Raw genomic sequence first — 16,187 nt, 5'->3', positions numbered from 1 at the left:
GTCAAGCCTGGGCTGGCGCGGCTGCGCCTCTTCCTCCAGCTATTCTCTTGATGGTTCTTGAGAGCGGCACTGCAACAAGCAGCCCTACGAGCGCCTGCGTGATATTGAAGGGCACTTCGCCCGAAGCACTCACGAACCCGAGCTGAAGCGCGACGCTCTCGTATAGGAAGTAACCGACCACCATCTCTGCGCCCCCGATCAGTACTGCCAGTGCGGTCCAACCGACCTTCTCGTCCGCGGAGAGTCCCACCGCCAGGATCACGATGAAGATTGCCGCACCAAGCGCGAGCCAGAAGACCGTGGGCACACTGAAGCTCAGAGTCGCCTGCGGACCTATCGGGAAGCCGAGTGCGAGCTGGTATCCACCTGAGAGGTAGGTCGACCCCAGCCACGCCGCCAAAACTCCGACCGCTGCTCCCAATATGACAGTCGTCGCCCTCCATGCGGACCTCGGTAGGTTCGCAAGAGTCCTGCTGCTGAGGTAACCTACGAGGAACCCCTCAATTCCCTTGATTACGAGGGTCCCTGGGGCATAGCTTGGGAAGCCGAGCGAGAGGTCAGATAACATCGAGCCCACCCCGCCTGCGAACGCGCCCACATAGGGTCCCATCAGAAGCGCAGCTGTGTAGACCATGATTTCGCCCACGTTGAAGTACCCGCTCGTCACGGGAATCGAGAGGCTGAAGGCCATCGTCGCAGCTGCAACAAAGGCCGTGAAGACCGCTGTGCTGGCAACCGTCCTAGTGGCGGTCACCTTCTCCAGCTCACCTCGTCTGCCCCCGAACACGTGCGACAGTCCAGCGCCACGACGCGGACGCGCGGCTCCTTGACATATAAGTTGGAACCTATATATCGGTTGAACCAGCGAAGATGACACTTTTGCCCCTGCTCAGATGCGTCGCCTGCTCCGAGCTTCTTGAAAGCGAAGCACTCGAGCCGAGGTGCCCAAGATGTCGTTCAGCCCTCCTGCTGGAGGGCCCTCGGGTTGAGATCTCCAGGGCGGAAATCGAAAGACTGCCTCCAGGCGTCTGGCGGTATGGGGCGTTCCTTCCAGAACTGGCCGCCGGCTGGACGGTGAGTCTGGGGGAGGGAGGAACACCGCTTCTGAAAGCAGAGAGGTTGGGGAGGGAGCTGGGGCTCGACCACGTCCTGCTAAAGGACGAGACAAGGAACCCGACTGGCTCGTTCATTGATCGTGGTTCGACTGTCCTCGTGAGCCTGGCGGGACAGAAAGGTGTCAAGGCGATATCGTGCACGACAACAGGGAACCTGGGTGCATCGCTAGCCGCTTACTGCGCCAAGGCGGGCATCGAAGCTGAGGTTAGAATCCAGCTCCACGCTGACCGCGGAAAGCTATACCAGATGATTGCGTACGGCGCCCGGGTCGAAGCCAAGTCAATGACGGAGGTTGAATACGACCGACGCACGTTACAAGTCACGGCCGGTAACCCATACATCCTCGAAGGAGAGAAGACCACCGGTTTCGAGATCATCCAAGATCTGGGATGGCAGACACCAGACGTGTTGGTGGTGCCTGTCGGAACCGGAGGTCACATTAGCATGATCTGGCGCGCAATCAAACAACTGAAAGAGTGCGGGCTGGTTGCCAACTCCGCTTGCAGACTGGCCGGTGTCCAGGTCCGAGGCTCTGCCCCGACACCTTGGCGACGCGGCGGATCAGAGGAAGCGGCCAAGGTGCCCTTCACAGAACTCGAAGAGTCCGAGCCCATCTTCAGGAGCGCGGCTGACGAGGCGATCAGAGAGTCGGGCGGGTCTGGCATCGAGACGACCGCGAGGGAGATCATTCGCGCTACCGGTCTTCTTGCCAAGACGGAGGGAATCTTCGCGGAACCCGCATCCGCGTCTGTGATAGCAGCACTCGAATCCGCAAGGTCGCACGGACTCATTGACAGGGACGAAACCGTGGTTTGCGTGGTGACTGGCGCGGGCCTGAAAGACACAAGGGCGGTAGCGAGGATCGCCAGGGCTTCGAAGCATGTGGCCGTCAAGGAAGACATCTTCACCCCCGTGCAGGTCGGCCGAACGAAGCTTCACCTCATGGATCTCATCTTGGCCAAGCCGCGCTTCGGTTATGAGTTGTGGCAGAGCCTCAAGCAGGAGAGGGCGATGACGACTGCGAGCGTGTACCAGCATCTGGCCGAGCTCGAAGGCCTCGCCCTCGTGAGAAGGTCAGGCATCAGGACAGTCAACGGAAGGGAGAGGGTGTTCTACGAACTAACAAAGAAGGGGTCGGACTTCTTGAGACTCGCCGGAAGAATTGGCGCGTGACTCCCTCTTGCCCTGTGCCGCCGGGAAGGTGAGCTCTCGCTGGCACCGCAGAGGTGGCCGAGCGCATCAATCCAGAAGGCCCACCAGCTGCGAGAGGCTCTCGCAGACGAAGAGCGGTTCCACGTTAGACGGGAGCTGCTCTCCGTACCTGTTCACCCAGGCCGAGGCGATGCCGAGCTGTCCGGTGGGGGCTATATCGTGGAAGAGGCTCTGGGCGACATGAAGCAACTCCTTCTTGTTCGCGCCGGTCTTCTCGAAGAACCTCATCCAGTGGCCGTATGATGGCTTGTACGACTTCACCTCCTCCGCAGTCACGAAGCCTTCCACTTCCAGCCCGTGTCTCCGAATCGTCTCTCTCAGGAGGTCTTCGTCGACGTTTGAGAGTATGTACCTCTTATATCCCATTTCCCCCAGTGCTCTCAGCGAATCTGTGGTGTCCTTGAACGCCGGCCATTCAGGGACCGAGGCTGCGAACTTCGCTGAAGCCTCTTCGGAGGCCGGCGCCCCAAGGTCCCGCGCGAGCTTGAGCGCTGTCCCCTTCAGCACCTCCCTGTACCTCTTGTAGGCCCCTTCTTGCGCCTTTTCAGCCTCCACATATCTCTCCATCAAATCGCCCTCGTCTGTGTGGGGAAGCCTGAACGATTCCTCGAGCGACCGCACAATCCCTGCCTTCCAGTCGATCAGCGTGCCGTAGCAGTCGAATGTCAGGTAGGTGAAGTCCTTAATCTCCATGCACCCCTTACGGCCATCACTAGCGCGAATATGCCCAACGCCGTCGGAAGCCAAAGTGCGAAGCCCACCAGTGAATCTACAATTACTACTGTCTCCAAAGCAGCAGCCAAGACGAGGGTGAAGGCAACGACTCCAGCCTCGAGCGCGAAAACCCTGAGCTCCCGAACTAGCTGCCTCCTCCGCCAGGCCACGATTAGCATCGTGCCGGAAGCGACTGCGACTGCGTAGGCGAACTGCTCCACCAGAGTATCAGGGACTAGGAAGAGGAACACTCCGAGGAGCGGCCCGGGGAGGTTGCTCGAGATGGCGCCCGCCTGAATCACCTGTCCTGTTAAGAAAGTCGAGATGAAGAAAACCGCAGCCCCCGCAGCTGGAATCATCTCCAATAGGGCCACTTCGAGGTTGTGAGAGAAGAGTGCTGCAAAGATTGAGACCGAGCCCTGGCTTGGAGCTGACCCGAGGATGCTGTTCGGCAGATTGGCCAGTTCCTGCTGCTGTGCGGGGTCGATTGGGATCACCGTAGCTCCGAAGTATATTGCAAGTTCTATGGCGAAGGCTAGGCCAAAGATGACGATTCGGTTTCGCTTCACCAGCTCATCCAGAATGCCTCTTCCCTGTTCTGGCTCAGTTGTCTGCGGGAAGGTCGTCTCTGTCTCGGCCATTAGTAGTTCGGAAACTTGACCGCTAATTAACGACTCGGCTGACCTCGTCACAGCCGGCCGACCAACAGCCCCACTCCGTACAACAGGCAGGCGGCCACTGCGCCCACGACAGCGGATTCGACCCCTCGCCTGAGGCTGAAGTGGCGCAAGGTATAGGCCTTCGACCCGACTGCGAATAGCGCCACGAGGGAGAGACTCACCGACGCCAGCAATGCGGTGGTCCGGCCGACGCTGAACAGATAAGGGACGAGTGACGGCAGAGCGAGCAGGAAGTAGGCAACTCCAATAGGCACGGAGCGAGCCAAGGGGTCGCTGGATAGCTCCTCTGTGTGGAGGTGAAGCTCGTGGCGGAGTTGCGCCTTGAGCCACATGTCCTTGTTCTTCGTAAGCCTGTTCATGATCACGCCTATCTCGTCCTGGGTGTATCCCTCCTTCGCCAACAGGTCCTCGAGTTCCCTCCTCTCCTCATCTGGTTCTGTCTCTATCTCCATCCGCTCCCTCTGTATGTCAAATTTGAGGGAATTCAGCTCCGACTTGCGCGAGAGGTAGTTGCTGAAGAACATCGAGAGCCCTCCCGCCACTGCGAACGCGAACCCAGCCACCAGGATCGTCCTGAAGTCGACCCCGGCCCCGTTCAGAGCTGAGGTGGCAGCGACTCCTTCTATTACGCCGTCACTCCCGCCAAGCACAATCCTGTCTATGATCTCCCTTGCGGGCAGGTGGGGATGTTTCTCGACCTGGCTCTTGGCCACGCGACAGTCGTGGCTTTCGGAGGGAGTTCGTATTTAGGAGTTGGTGGTCTTTGCCCCTCTGACCTGCCAAAAAGCCCTGAAATCTTGCTGGTTACCTATTCGGCGTTGGAATTTGTTTAATTCAGAGCCCCATGCGTTATGCGTATGCCTAATCTTAAATCGGAGACTCGTCCTACCTCAGTGACATGACCTTAGACGAGAAGATACGGATAGGAATGCTGGCCCTAACGGGAGCGAGCCTGGTCTTTGTTGCGCTAGGCCTACATCTGCCTGGACCTCTGGATATAGCGGGTGGCTCTGGCTCAAGGTAGCTAGTGCCCACCCGTCTCCCTGATTTTCGCGAAGAGAGAATCAAATCTGCTGAGAAGTTCAGCCTCGTTGAACGTCCATTTGTGCTCTACGTGGTCGAAGAGCTTGTAGGAGATCGTGAAAGCAAGGGCTTGGGTTTGGTCCATGAACATGATGCTGGTCGTCTCCTTGACATTGGCAGTTGCTTTGGTTAGATACTGCAGGGCCTCGGTAACCATCTCAACCGGGAAGAAGAGCTCGCAGGCATAACAAGTGGCTCCCACGGATTCGGACCATAGAAAGGGTAACCCGTTCATTGCCGACATCAACTTCATCCTATCAACTTCCCTCAAGTTTTTCGCTACGAGAACGAGCTTCTGATACCTGTGCCTCCTGTTGAGTGCCTTCTCAATCCTGGTGTCATACTTGGTTCCCATCCATACCTCTGCGTATCCTCTGACCATCCCCCTGTCTCTCACATGGTTGCGGTAGTGCCACACAAGCATCTTGTAATTCACGTTCAGCTTCTTCGCCATCTCCGTCAACGTCTTCGTGGCGTCTATCTGGAGTTCCTTGAGTATGAGAAGGTCGGTGTAATCGAATTTCACTCTTTCCGATGGTCTGTGCGAAGCGGCTTCGGAAGTTGTCAGAGGCGACCAGTCGAAGTCCCATCTTCCGGTGTCAAAGTTGTAAAGCTCTGCGCGCATGGGGATGTTTCTGAACCAGTCGAAGGTGGTTGTCCCGAGCTTGGTAAAGAGGCCGTTTTCCTTCAGCTTGACCATGAAGGATATGAACGCCTCCACGTACTCTGAGGGCACGCTTGCCATTATCAAATAATCGTCATCAATCATCCTCTTCTCGAAGTAGACCACGTAGCAGAGTTCGTTCATCGCCGTCAAGACCGCCTGCGCATATTCCCTGTACTCCGGAGCGAAGTCCGCGAATAGGACGACGCGTTTCAGCCCGAGTTTCTCATGATCTATCGATCCGAATATTCCGAATCCCTTCCCAAGTATCTTCTCCTTATACCTGTACCTGACGGACTCCTTGAACTGGCCGAGCCGCCTCGAAATCTCTGGTATGTCCGGCCCAAGCTCGGTAATGAGGTGCACTAATTGCGCCGTTAGGACGTTTATGTCCTTCCGAGACTCCGGCTCCTCTAACACTATAACCCCCTCGCCCCTGATACGCGATATCGCACACAGAGTCATGATTTAAACCATGCCCATTCCAAGTATGCAGTAGTCTCTTGGCTACCGCCTCCATCCCCATCGAAGAACTCCCCTCCCCGCGTCCAGCGGATGCGTATTCCTCAGAAAAGCAGGCCTAGCTCGACGGCTGCAATCACCCTTTTATTCGCCACACTGGCACTTCCACGACATGCCCCTGAAGAACAGGAGGCAGCAGTACTCGTGGGCTCCGAGCAATCTGACCGACGTCGAGCTGATGACCGACAAGAAGACCTACTCCAGGAACGAACCCGTCCTGGTCAACCTAGGTTTCAGGGTCGTCGGAGGGCTCCGCGAGTCTTTCCATCCAGACGTGTGGACTGTCGCATGGGAGGACTACGACAAGATAGTGAGGCTGACGATTGGGGCCACTGTGGGCGTCCAGCGCGGCATCAGGTTCAAGCAGCTGGCGCAGATCAAGAAGGAGGTCAGGAAGGCGAGCTTCTACTGGAGCCGCGACCCGGACCTTCCCTACAGGATCTGGGTGATGATAATGCCTGAGGACGGCGGGCCGCCGCAGATCCCGCTGAACGTTGAGGACGCGAAGTCGAGGATGCTGGACGTGGCGAAGTCATTCGAGATCCCGGCCGACGAGCTCGGGAAGGGGAGGCACTGGCTTGCGGGTTCGGCGAGCGTCAGGTGGGGAAGGCGCAGCTTCATAGAGAAGGGCGAGTTGTCGGCGAAGTCGAAACCGGTGGCGGTCGAGGTCGAGTAAGGAAAACTGGCTCGCAGAGGTGTCCTGGGCCGGCGACTACCTGTTCGTAGGGACAGACCTGAAGGGCCACTCGGTGGTCTATGATTCTGACGACCCAACTCCAAAGGGCATCAGCCCGATGCGGGCGGTGCTCACGTCGCTGGGGGCTTGTTCTGGGATGGACGTGGTGGCCATTCTGAAGAAGAGGAAGCAGAAACTGAAGTCTCTCAAAGTGCTGCTAACTGGCAGCCGGCCGGAGCACGGGTACCCGAAGCCATGGCAGACAATCGATGTGAAGTATGTCCTAGCGGGGGACCTCGAAAAGAAGTTCGTGGACGAGGCGGTTGACGACAGCATGTCGAAATTCTGCAGCGTGGCTGCCACCCTGAGACCGGGCGTGAAGATATCGTACTCCTATGAAATAGTCCGTTAGACGGTCAGGACTATCTTCCCGAAGTGCTGGCTCTTCTCCATCCTCACCTGCGCCTCGGCCGCCTTCACGAGCGGGAATGTCGAGTCCACGACGGTCTTCAGCCTCCCGGCCTCGAAGAGCTCGACCACCTTGAGGAGCTCTCCCTTGCCAGCCATGAAGCTGCCGTATATCGTGACCTCCCTGTTGAAGACGTACCTCAGGTCCGTCGTCACCTCGGCCCCCGTGGTCGCCCCGCACGTGACCAGCCTCCCGCCCTTCGCGAGCGCCCTCACGCTCTTGTCCCAGGTGGCCTTCCCCACGTGTTCCACCACGACGTCCACGCCCGCCCCGTCCGTGATCGTCTTGACCTGTTCCAGCACATCCTGTTTGTAGTGGTTGATGACATGGTCAGCGCCCAGCTGCTTGGCCTTCGCCAGCTTGCCATCGTCGCCCACAGTGGCTATGACCTCCGCGCCGAAGAGCTTGGCCACCTGGATTGACGCAGAGCCAACGCCGGACCCGGCTCCCAGGACGAGCACCTTCTCGCCCGCCTGCAGGCGTGCCTTGGTGACGAGCATGTGATATGCCGTGAGGAAGACGAGGGGGAACGAAGCCGCCTCGACGAATCCCATCCCCTTCGGCTTCGGGAGCACGTTGATCCTGGGGACTTTAACGAGCTCGGCGTAGCCGCCGTCGATGCCGTAGCCGATTATCGTGTAGTACCTGCACTGGTCGTCCCTCCCCAGCAGGCACTTGTCGCACCTTCCGCACCCAAGCCCCGGGTTGACTATCGCCTCAGTGCCCTTCACCATCTCTTTCTCCTCTGGCGGCGCCCACTCAACCACCCCCGAGACGTCCGAGCCTGAGATGTGCGGCAGCGGGATCTGGACGTTCGGCAACCCGTTCCTCGCCCACAGGTCCAAGTGGTTGAGCGCGCAGGCCTTCACCTTGACGAGGACCTCGTCGCTGTTCGGCTTCGGGTCCGGCGCCTCCTCGTACTGCAGCACCTCGGGCCCTCCGTGCCTGTGGAACCTTACTGCCTTCACGTTCCTCTGGTCTCCCCCTCTTCATTTCTGCGTTTCTGCGGATTCACTTTCACTGAACCCTCCACCCTCAGTTCTACGCAGTGTATAATCACGGTTATATATCAAAAACAGGGAGAAAAGTAGAAACCTGCTTGGCGACGCAGCGTTCTGTCTTCAGGGACGAGAGTATTCTGTTTCCCGAGTATCTCCCTCACCAGACGCCCCACCGCGACGCACAGCTGAGGGCGCTCGAGCTCTACTTCCAGAGCGTGGTGCAGAACGCCTCCAAGGCGAGCCAGAACGTGATGCTCTCCGGGCCGGTCGGGTGTCATAGGAAAGGACAACTCGTTTTGATGCTTGACGGATCACTCAAACGTGTCGAAGACGTGGCTCAAGGAGATTTGTTGATGGGTCCAGATAGTACCCCAAGAAAAGTGTTTGAGACGGTACATGGTTTCGGACGAATGATCGAAGTCCAGCCGATAAAGGGGAAATCGTTTGTAGTTTCTGAGGACCATGTTCTGACAGTCATACAAACTCGATTGAAGAAGCACCCACGAAAACCATCTGAAGATACTGAAGGGATAATCAAAGACATTAGAGTAAGCGAGCTGTTAAGGCTTCCAAGATGGTATGTTGGTCCCAAGGGACTTTACAAGTTAATGAGAACTGGTGTCGATTTCCCTCAGATGCCAGCTGGGTCGATGGATCCTTACTTTCTTGGTGTGTATTTAGGGGACGGAAGTAGTGCCAATGGCCATATCACTGTCACTTCGGCGGACGCAGAAATATCAACTATCGTAAATAGCCAATCTGGAAAGTACTTGCTAAAGGTACGCCGGTATCCAGCAGGCCAAGCCCAAGAATATGTACTGACTCCGGGGAGGACAGGTGGACAAGCATTACTAAATGGGCTAGCCAAGGATTTAATGGCGTTAGGACTTTACAAGAAAACATCTGAATCGAAGTTCATCCCATCCCAGTATAAGTTTGGGTCGAGAAGAATACGTCTAGAAGTTCTGGCTGGATTACTGGACACAGACGGTAGCCTAGATGCAGGATACTACGATTTCATCACGAGGTCGAAACAGCTCGCTGAAGATGTAGCATTTGTGTCTAGAAGCCTTGGATTCTACGCTTTTGTCAGGGAGAAATCTTCCCATGACCAATTTGGTCATGAGGGACTGTATTACAGAGTTGGAATTTCAGGCGACATTTCCAAAATTCCTACTAGGGTTAGTAGAAAACAGGCACCGACAAGAAAGCAGAAAAAGAGCGTCTTAAGGACGGGCTTCACACTAAAACCTCTGGGGGAAGAGGTGTACTTCGGTTTTAGAGTCGATTCTGACCAACGATATCTCCTAGATGATTTCACGGTAACGCACAATTCTGGCAAGACGATGCTCGCAAAGAAGCTGGGCGAGTCGCTCCAGAAGAAGGCAGCCCTCTACGGCAACCTCGTCAAGATGCTCCACGTCAACTGCAGGATCGACAAGACGCTGCAGGCCGTCCTGGTAAGGGCGCTGAACTCGCTGGGCCAGAACTATCCGTCGAGGGGGTACAGCTTCGAGGAGCTCCTTCACGCCTTGGTCGAAGGACTGAAGAGCAACCACACCCACCTGATAATAGCCTTCGACGAAGTCGACTCGCTGATCTCTGCCGACCCGACCGCCCTCTACACGATAACCAGGCTCAGGGAGACCGCGGAGGGCAACCAGGTCTTCTCCTCTCTTCTGGTCTCGAAGACGCTGGACTACCTGAAGATGGTGGACCTGAGCACCCTGAGCTCGGTCCAGTGGAACCAGGTCTCCCTCGAGCCATACTCGTCGAAGCAGCTCTTCGACATCATCGCTTCGAGGAGCGACGGGGCGTTCAACGAGGGCGCTCTCGAAGACAACTGCATGCAACTCGCGGCCAGCATAGCCAGCGTGTATGGCGACGCCCGCTACGCCCTCGACCTCGTCTACAGGGCGGGCAAGCTTGCTGACATGTCCGAGTCCCCGCGCGTCCTGCCCGAGCACATCAGGTCTGCGAAGGCCTCGCTTCCCCCGCAATTCAGGAAGGAGGAGTTGAGCTATCTGACGAAGCACCAGAGGATCATACTGATGGCCGTCTCGGGCCTGCTCAAGAAGGGCGACTCGACCTACGTGACGATAGGTGAGGTGGAGAAGAGCTACGGTGCCCTCTGCGAGGGAATGGGCACCACTCCCAACCACCACACCCAGGTCTGGAACGACGTCAACGAGCTCTCCAGGAAGGGCATCATAGAGACGCAGCTCTCCGGGAGGGGTATGAGGGGCAGGACAACGCTGATCGGCCTCTCGCTCGTCTCGGCGAAGGAGCTGATCGGCGAGCTTGAGAAGGGGATGGTTGCAGACGTTAGAGGTTGAGAGGCTCTTCTCCTCCTACGGGAGGGCGAAGGTGCTGACTGTGATGATGGAGAGCGGCGAGCTGAACATCTCGGAGATAACGCGCAGGTCCGGTCTCTCCCACTCGTCGACGGCCCGCCACCTCGAGTTCCTTGCGAAGTCAGGGCTCATAACGGAGAAGAGGTTCAACAGGATACGGATATTCAGGGTCGACCACTCGAACCCGTTCGTGGCGGCGCTGTACCGGTTCCTCTCCGAGTGGAAGAGGATCGCAGAGACTCCGCTGCAGCGGTCGTTCAGCTAGCGCCTGCTGCTCCGCTCTGTGCCGACCTTCCTGACCGACTCCTTGGCCAAGAAGCTCTCGAAGGGCTCGTCCAGGTTCAGGCTCCTGACGAGTTCCTCCCTGAAGCCCTTGTCGGCGCACAGGCGCGCGATGTACGGGAAGTCCTCGACAGCCCAGCCCTTACGGCTGATTCCAAGCCTGCGCCCCGCGAGGTCGCCCATCTCCTTGATCTTCTTGGAGTCGTTCCAGATCCTCAGTTGCAGCATCCACGGGACCCCGTCCGTCGTGAAGCGGACGACCTCCCCGCTTAGCGCCACCTTGAGGTCGGAGGCGAGCAGGGCGTCGAGATACCTCAGGAGCCTCCAGTTCCCACCGCGTATGATCCTGCCCATCAGCACGTCGGCCCTCGAAAGGACCTCCAGTGCACGGGCCCTCTTTTCTTCAGGCAACTTTGCCCTTGACACGCTTGCCAGGATGTCCCTGAGCTTGTCCCTCGGCTGGGCAGGATAAGCCCTCAGGGCCTCCAGCGCCTTCCTACGGCCGGCAGCCTCGAAGAATGCGTCCAGCGCCTTGGCGGCAGTCAGCTCCTCATCCTTTCCCCCTGCAAGCCCGCTCTGCAGCGCGTTCAGCGCGTACCTGATGTCTCCCTTGGCCGACTCGGCGATGGCGAAGAGCCTACCGTCCTCCACCGCCAAGCCCTCTTCCTCTGCCACCCTCCTGAGGTAGACCAACACCTCGTTCACGGACGGGGGTTCGAACTCAATGCGAGTTGCGACGCTGGCGAGCTTCTTCACCTCGTCCGCGTCCGGGTTGTTGGCCGCCATTACGATCGGGTTCTCGCTTGCGCGGACCGAGCCCCTGATGAACTCGACTGCCCCGTAGTCGGCTCTGCCGGCCAGACCGTCCACCTCGTCCAAGAAGATGAGCGTCCTCTCACCGAAGAGGTTGGTGCTGGTGAGGATTTCGCCTAGCTTCCGCGAGAGCTTCTGCTTCGTCCTCGAGTCGCTGGCATTCAACTCGACGAGGTTGAGCCCGTGCTTCTCCGAGAGCAGGTGGACGAGCGTCGTCTTCCCTGTGCCTGGGGGACCCACCAGGAGCGCTGCCTTGGAACCTGCTTTCCATTTCGTCAGCCACGCTGCTAGCTTCGTCCTGGCATCCTCGTTCCCGACCATGTCCTCCAACCGCTTCGGCCTGCGCCTCTCTGTCAGCAAGTCAGACCGCGCCACCTATGAAAACGAAGAGCCCCGCCAGCATCCCGAGCAGCGCCGTGTTCTTCACTCTGTGAGCGTTCTTCGGCTGCCAGTCCCTCAGTATGGACGCAGCGAGGTAGACGAACACGAGGTCGGGCACGATCACCCCGAAGGTATAGATCCCGTTCGCGAGGCCGAGAACCAGAGGCAGCCAGCTCGTGAGGACGGCGAGCAAGAAGAAGGCGGCCCCAACGGCGGCCGCGGTCTTGGAGCCCCGCCTCCAGGCAACTGAGCTGATTCCGCGCTTCGCGTCGCCTTCAATGTCCGCCATGGCTTTCACAACTTCGCGCCCGACGCCTGAGAAGAACGACGTGAACGCCATCATCAGCAGGAGGGAGTTGAAGACGCTGCCACCCGAGATGACCCCGCCGTAGATGAATGGTATCGCGAGGGAGGAGGCGACCATCACGTTCCCCGAGAACCCCGCCTTCTTCGCCCTTGAGTTGTACAGCCAGGAGACGAGAGCGTAGAGCAGTGCAATCCCCACGGCCACCGGGTTCAGGCCGAGCACCGAGGAAGCGATTCCGAGGAGGAGGGCGACGATGGAGAGCCGCGAGGCGCCCTGTTCTGTGATCCTCCCGCTTGGGATCGGTCGCTCAGGCCTGTTCACTTTGTCGACCTCCACGTCATAGACGTCGTTCACGACCATGGAGTACGCGCAGAGGAAGAACCCGGTCATGAAGCCCAGCGCAGTTTGCAGGAGGGGTATCCCGGGAGGCCTCGAGACGAACTCTCCCACGATTACAGCGAAGCCTATCATCGCGCAGTTGACGGGACGCAGTATCTCTATGCCGGTTCTCAGGCTCAAGTTTCCACTTGGAATCTTGCCCTGCTAACTTTGTAGTAGATGACCTCGCCCCTCCTCTCTATGACGGCTATGATCGCCTCCTTGCCCATCTTAGCCATCTCCTTCACTGACGTCTGGAGGTCGTCGACCCTCCTCTCTATCCCTTCGTCAAGGGCGAAGACTACGTACTTTGCCGCCTTCTTCGGGTAGTCCCCTCTCTCGTAGACCCTGAGGTCTGTCCCGAACCCGAAGCCCTCTCTCACAATGTACCCCCTGCTCCTCAGGTCCCGGTAGATGATGAACTTGGTCCAGGAGTCGCGAGCCCTCCTCTGCGTCTCCTCCGCGAGCTCCTCGAAGCTGACTGATTTGCCCCCGTGTCGCTTGAGGTCAAGCTTCTTGGTGTGCAACAGGTAGAGAGCCTCGTAGTCCCTGAGCCCGAGGCTCTTTCCCTCTCTCGAGCCGTACCCCGACTCCTCCAACTCCCCAATCCTGCCGGGGTCGGGGACGATGATGCGTCCTTCCTTCACCTCGGCCGAAATCGGTGGGGTTTGTTCCTCCTGCTCTGACTTTTCCATCTTCCTCTTTGCCCGCCAGCCCAGTTACGGTATTAACCTTTAGCGGGTGGCTGGCTAGCACACAGGGGGCCAGGGCGCTGGAAACGCTTTTGAGTAATGAGCAGGTCCAGCCCTTCCGTTGGAAGACTTCTTCACGCTCAGGACCGTGACGTGGGCTGGCACGTCTGTGAAGATGATTGACCAGACCATGCTGCCGCGCAGGCTGGTCTACCGGTCGTACAGAAGGTACCAAGACGTCGCTGACGCGATCCGGAGAATGGTTGTGCGGGGTGCACCGGCCATAGGCGTCGCGGCTGCTATGGGAGTCGCCCTGGCTGCGGTCCACTCCAGCGCCTCAACCAAGGACCAGCTGATGAAGGAGCTCGATGGCGCAGCCGCCATACTCCGCTCCACAAGGCCGACCGCGGTCAACCTGTTTTGGGGGATAGAGAGAGCCGTCGCCTCGACGAGTTTGGCCACCACCGCAAGAGAGGCTAGGGAAGCCGTCGTGGCCGAGGTGATGAAGATGGAAGAGGAGGACGTTCAGGTGAACAGAAGACTCGGCAAGGTGGGCGCGGACCTAATCGAGGACGGCGACACGGTTCTCACCCATTGCAACGCTGGTGCGCTTGCCACCGTTGGGTACGGCACCGCGCTCGGCGTTGTGAGGGCTGCCAAGGAACAGGGAAAGCTGGTCAAGGTCATCGTTCCCGAGACAAGGCCGGCGCTCCAGGGGGCCCGCTTAACGGCATTCGAGCTCGCAAGGGACGGAATCGACTGCACCCTGATCTCTGACACGGCCGTCGGGCACATGATGAACATCGGTCGAGTCGACAAGGTGATCGTTGGAGCCGACAGGATCACGAGGGACGGCTACGTCTTCAACAAAATAGGGACTTACCAAATCGCGGTCCTCTCTGCCAGGCACGGCGTTCCGTTCCACCCTGCCGCCCCGTACTCCACCTTCGACCTGAAACACGACCACGGCGACGTAATCATTGAAGAGAGGAGCCCCGACGAAGTGACAAAGGTACGGGGGAGGAGGGTGGCGCCCAAGGGAGTGCCAGTCTCGAACCCTGCGTTCGACTCCACCCCACCTGAACTCATCACATCGATAGTCTCGGACAAGGGGCTGGTGGAGAAGCCGATTGCCGAGAACATAGCCAGGGGTCATCTCTTAATTAGTGACGGACGGGTGGAATAACTCGGGCCCGTAGCCTAGCACGGATTAAGGCGTCAGCCTTCGAAGCTGAAGATCAGGTCAGAGACCATGGGTTCGAATCCCACCGGGCCCGCTTAGAATCATAAGCGAATCCCTCATTAGAACGCCCCTCTGCCAGCTACCTCATGCCAAATACGGGAAGTACGGCGACCTACTGAACGATAAGGACGTGAGCAGATGGCACGATAACCTGGCCGCTAACTCAGCCATCACGGCTGAGGTTTACCTCAGGACGCTCGGCCTCTATTGTGACTTGGTGCATGCCGACCCGAAGGAGATTCTCAAGGATGGCCCATCAAAGAGATTCAGGGACGACTTTACGGACTTTGTAAGAGAGATGGAGAAGAAGGGAAAGGCAGGCTCCTACATCCAGAGGTTCAAGAAGGTGATCCTCTCCTGGCTGTCTTACAACAACGTTGACGTAAAGCTGAAGGTGAATATCAAGGGAAGGTCGGAGACCCCCACGATTGCGAATGAGAGAGTGCCCAGCAAGGAGGAGCTTGCAAAGATTCTGAGGATGGCATCGCGCAGATGCAGAGTGTCCATCGCTCTGATGGCCCTGGGCGGATTGAGACCTGAGAGTTTGGGTAACTTCACGGGCACGGATGGAATAAGGCTCGGAGACTTCAAAGAATCGAAGATTACAGGCGAAGGAATCTCTTTCGGTAAGGTTCCCTCGATACTCAGCATCAAGAATCCGCTAAACAAGGCCAGACATCAATACTTCACATTCGTGGGAGATGAGGCAATTACGTACATTCAGGAATACGTGGAGGAGAGGGTCAAGCATGGAGAGAAGCTAACGCCTCAGAGCCCTCTTCTAGCATTCGACCCAAGAGGAGTGAAGAAGAACGCGTTCCTGAGGACATCACTGGTGACGAGGGACATCAAGGAGGCGATTGTAAAGGCGGGCTTTTCACGGAGGCCCTATGTCCTAAGAGCCTACTGCGATACTGGAATGATCATCGCCGAGTCAAAAGGACTGATCTCCCATCCCTACCTTCAATTCCTGATGGGGCACAAGGGAGACATAGATGCCAGGTACTCAACCAACAAGGGCAGGCTCCCGCCCACCATGATCGAGGAGATGAGGGAGGCTTACAAGAAGTGCGAGCCCCTTCTATCGACAAAAACCGAGTCAGCAACCGAAGAGCAGATCAAGAGAACCTTCAACGAGCAGTTCCTATTAGTGGCAGGGTTCCAGAAAGAGGACATCGAGAAGATGAACCTAGACGAGATGAGCAGTGAGGAGCTTCAAAGCCTGGTCAGGCAGAAGTTAGCGGGAATGATGGCTGACAACGGCTCAAGGCAGAAGATAATTCCAATAGGAGAGGTCAGGTCGTACATAGGCCAAGGGTTCGAGTACGTCGCCTCCCTTCCAGACGGAGAGGCGATAGTAAAGGTTCCATTCTGAGCGAGGAAGGCTCGCCCATACCAGCCGGCGCCCTTCAGGCTCGGACTTCGCTCATCGCAAATTCACCCCCTCACTTCGCTCGCCGTGTCCGTCGCTTGGTCGCTTCGCTCCTTCGCTCCTCACGGCCTTCCGCCCCTCCCCACGGTCGGGGCTCCCTCCCCCCTCTTTGCTCCTCCGCTCGTTCTTCGCCTTCACCCCTGCGGGGCCCTCACTCGCTCTGCTCAC

At 58.0% G+C, this 16,187-nt stretch carries 16 protein-coding genes and 1 tRNA gene; 8 read left to right on the top strand and 9 right to left on the bottom strand.

Translation table 11 applies throughout. The features are described 5' to 3' along the window. Window position 1: 1 nt before the first annotated feature. Entirely contained in the window at window positions 2–754 is a 753-nt protein-coding gene (locus LYZ69_04820) for an ECF transporter S component (GenBank protein MDV3277774.1), read from the bottom strand. Window positions 755–879: 125 nt separating this feature from the next. Between LYZ69_04820 and LYZ69_04815 the strand changes: the two genes are divergently transcribed. Further along, a complete protein-coding gene (locus tag LYZ69_04815; protein MDV3277773.1) occupies window positions 880–2,289 on the top strand; it encodes a pyridoxal-phosphate dependent enzyme in 1,410 nt (469 codons plus the stop codon). Window positions 2,290–2,355: 66 nt separating this feature from the next. Here LYZ69_04815 and LYZ69_04810 read toward each other — a convergent pair whose 3' ends face one another. From LYZ69_04810 to LYZ69_04795, 4 genes are all read right to left on the bottom strand, one after another. Further along, window positions 2,356–3,021 (bottom strand): HAD hydrolase-like protein, encoded by a 666-nt coding sequence (locus LYZ69_04810; protein ID MDV3277772.1) that lies wholly within the window; start codon window positions 3,019–3,021, stop codon window positions 2,356–2,358. Then, window positions 2,994–3,683: a stage II sporulation protein M gene (locus LYZ69_04805; protein MDV3277771.1), complete on the bottom strand. Its 690-nt coding sequence runs from the start codon at window positions 3,681–3,683 to the stop codon at window positions 2,994–2,996. Before LYZ69_04805 ends, LYZ69_04810 begins: the two co-directional genes overlap by 28 nt. 47 nt (window positions 3,684–3,730) lie before the next feature. Further along, window positions 3,731–4,435: a VIT1/CCC1 transporter family protein gene (locus LYZ69_04800; GenBank protein ID MDV3277770.1), complete on the bottom strand. Its 705-nt coding sequence runs from the start codon at window positions 4,433–4,435 to the stop codon at window positions 3,731–3,733. A 311-nt stretch (window positions 4,436–4,746) separates the two neighbouring features. After that, on the bottom strand, window positions 4,747–5,889 hold the full coding sequence (locus LYZ69_04795) for a hypothetical protein (protein ID MDV3277769.1): 1,143 nt from the start codon (window positions 5,887–5,889) through the stop codon (window positions 4,747–4,749). 214 nt (window positions 5,890–6,103) lie between these two features. On the opposite strand from LYZ69_04795, the gene LYZ69_04790 reads away from it, so the two are divergent. Together LYZ69_04790 and LYZ69_04785 are read left to right on the top strand one after the other, a co-directional pair. Next, window positions 6,104–6,667, top strand: a complete 564-nt coding sequence (locus tag LYZ69_04790) for a hypothetical protein (GenBank protein MDV3277768.1) — start codon at window positions 6,104–6,106, stop codon at window positions 6,665–6,667. A gap of 19 nt (window positions 6,668–6,686) precedes the next feature. After that, window positions 6,687–7,079 carry an OsmC family protein gene (locus LYZ69_04785; protein MDV3277767.1) on the top strand — a complete coding sequence of 131 codons (393 nt, stop codon included), beginning with the start codon at window positions 6,687–6,689 and terminating at the stop codon, window positions 7,077–7,079. Here LYZ69_04785 and LYZ69_04780 read toward each other — a convergent pair. Beyond that, on the bottom strand, window positions 7,076–8,104 hold the full coding sequence (locus LYZ69_04780) for a zinc-binding dehydrogenase (GenBank protein ID MDV3277766.1): 1,029 nt from the start codon (window positions 8,102–8,104) through the stop codon (window positions 7,076–7,078). The genes LYZ69_04785 and LYZ69_04780 overlap by 4 nt on opposite strands. A 1,298-nt stretch (window positions 8,105–9,402) precedes the next feature. Between LYZ69_04780 and LYZ69_04775 the strand changes: the two genes are divergently transcribed. Together LYZ69_04775 and LYZ69_04770 are read left to right on the top strand one after the other, a co-directional pair. Next, on the top strand, window positions 9,403–10,473 hold the full coding sequence (locus LYZ69_04775; GenBank protein MDV3277765.1) for an AAA family ATPase: 1,071 nt from the start codon (window positions 9,403–9,405) through the stop codon (window positions 10,471–10,473). Further along, window positions 10,454–10,756, top strand: a complete 303-nt coding sequence (locus tag LYZ69_04770) for a winged helix-turn-helix domain-containing protein (protein MDV3277764.1) — start codon at window positions 10,454–10,456, stop codon at window positions 10,754–10,756. Before LYZ69_04775 ends, LYZ69_04770 begins: the two co-directional genes overlap by 20 nt. On the opposite strand, the gene LYZ69_04765 is transcribed toward LYZ69_04770, so the two are convergent. From LYZ69_04765 to endA, 3 genes are read right to left on the bottom strand one after another with little or no spacing between them, the layout of a single operon-like run. Beyond that, entirely contained in the window at window positions 10,753–11,946 is a 1,194-nt protein-coding gene (locus tag LYZ69_04765; protein MDV3277763.1) for an AAA family ATPase, read from the bottom strand. The genes LYZ69_04770 and LYZ69_04765 overlap by 4 nt on opposite strands. A gap of 1 nt (window position 11,947) precedes the next feature. Further along, on the bottom strand, window positions 11,948–12,793 hold the full coding sequence (locus LYZ69_04760; protein ID MDV3277762.1) for a geranylgeranylglycerol-phosphate geranylgeranyltransferase: 846 nt from the start codon (window positions 12,791–12,793) through the stop codon (window positions 11,948–11,950). Then, a complete protein-coding gene (gene endA / locus LYZ69_04755) occupies window positions 12,790–13,347 on the bottom strand; it encodes a tRNA-intron lyase (GenBank protein MDV3277761.1) in 558 nt (185 codons plus the stop codon). Before endA ends, LYZ69_04760 begins: the two co-directional genes overlap by 4 nt. A 118-nt stretch (window positions 13,348–13,465) precedes the next feature. Here endA and mtnA point away from each other — a divergent pair, with 118 nt between their 5' ends. The 3 genes from mtnA to LYZ69_04740 all read left to right on the top strand — a co-directional run bounded on the left by mtnA (window position 13,466) and on the right by LYZ69_04740 (window position 15,962). Beyond that, complete coding sequence (gene mtnA, locus LYZ69_04750; protein MDV3277760.1) at window positions 13,466–14,530, top strand: S-methyl-5-thioribose-1-phosphate isomerase; 1,065 nt, start codon at window positions 13,466–13,468, stop codon at window positions 14,528–14,530. A 3-nt stretch (window positions 14,531–14,533) separates the two neighbouring features. Then, window positions 14,534–14,621, top strand: a tRNA-Arg gene (locus LYZ69_04745). Window positions 14,622–14,717: 96 nt separating this feature from the next. Further along, the gene (locus tag LYZ69_04740) at window positions 14,718–15,962 is read left to right on the top strand and encodes a hypothetical protein (GenBank protein MDV3277759.1); all 1,245 of its coding nucleotides are present in this window, start codon (window positions 14,718–14,720) and stop codon (window positions 15,960–15,962) included. Window positions 15,963–16,187 lie beyond the last annotated feature (225 nt).

The sequence above is a fragment of the Nitrososphaerales archaeon genome (assembly GCA_032906765.1).
GTDB lineage: Archaea > Thermoproteota > Nitrososphaeria > Nitrososphaerales > Gagatemarchaeaceae > DASPPF01.
The sequence above is the reverse complement of the archived record's forward strand: the minus strand, read 5'-3'. Positions and strand labels throughout refer to the sequence as shown.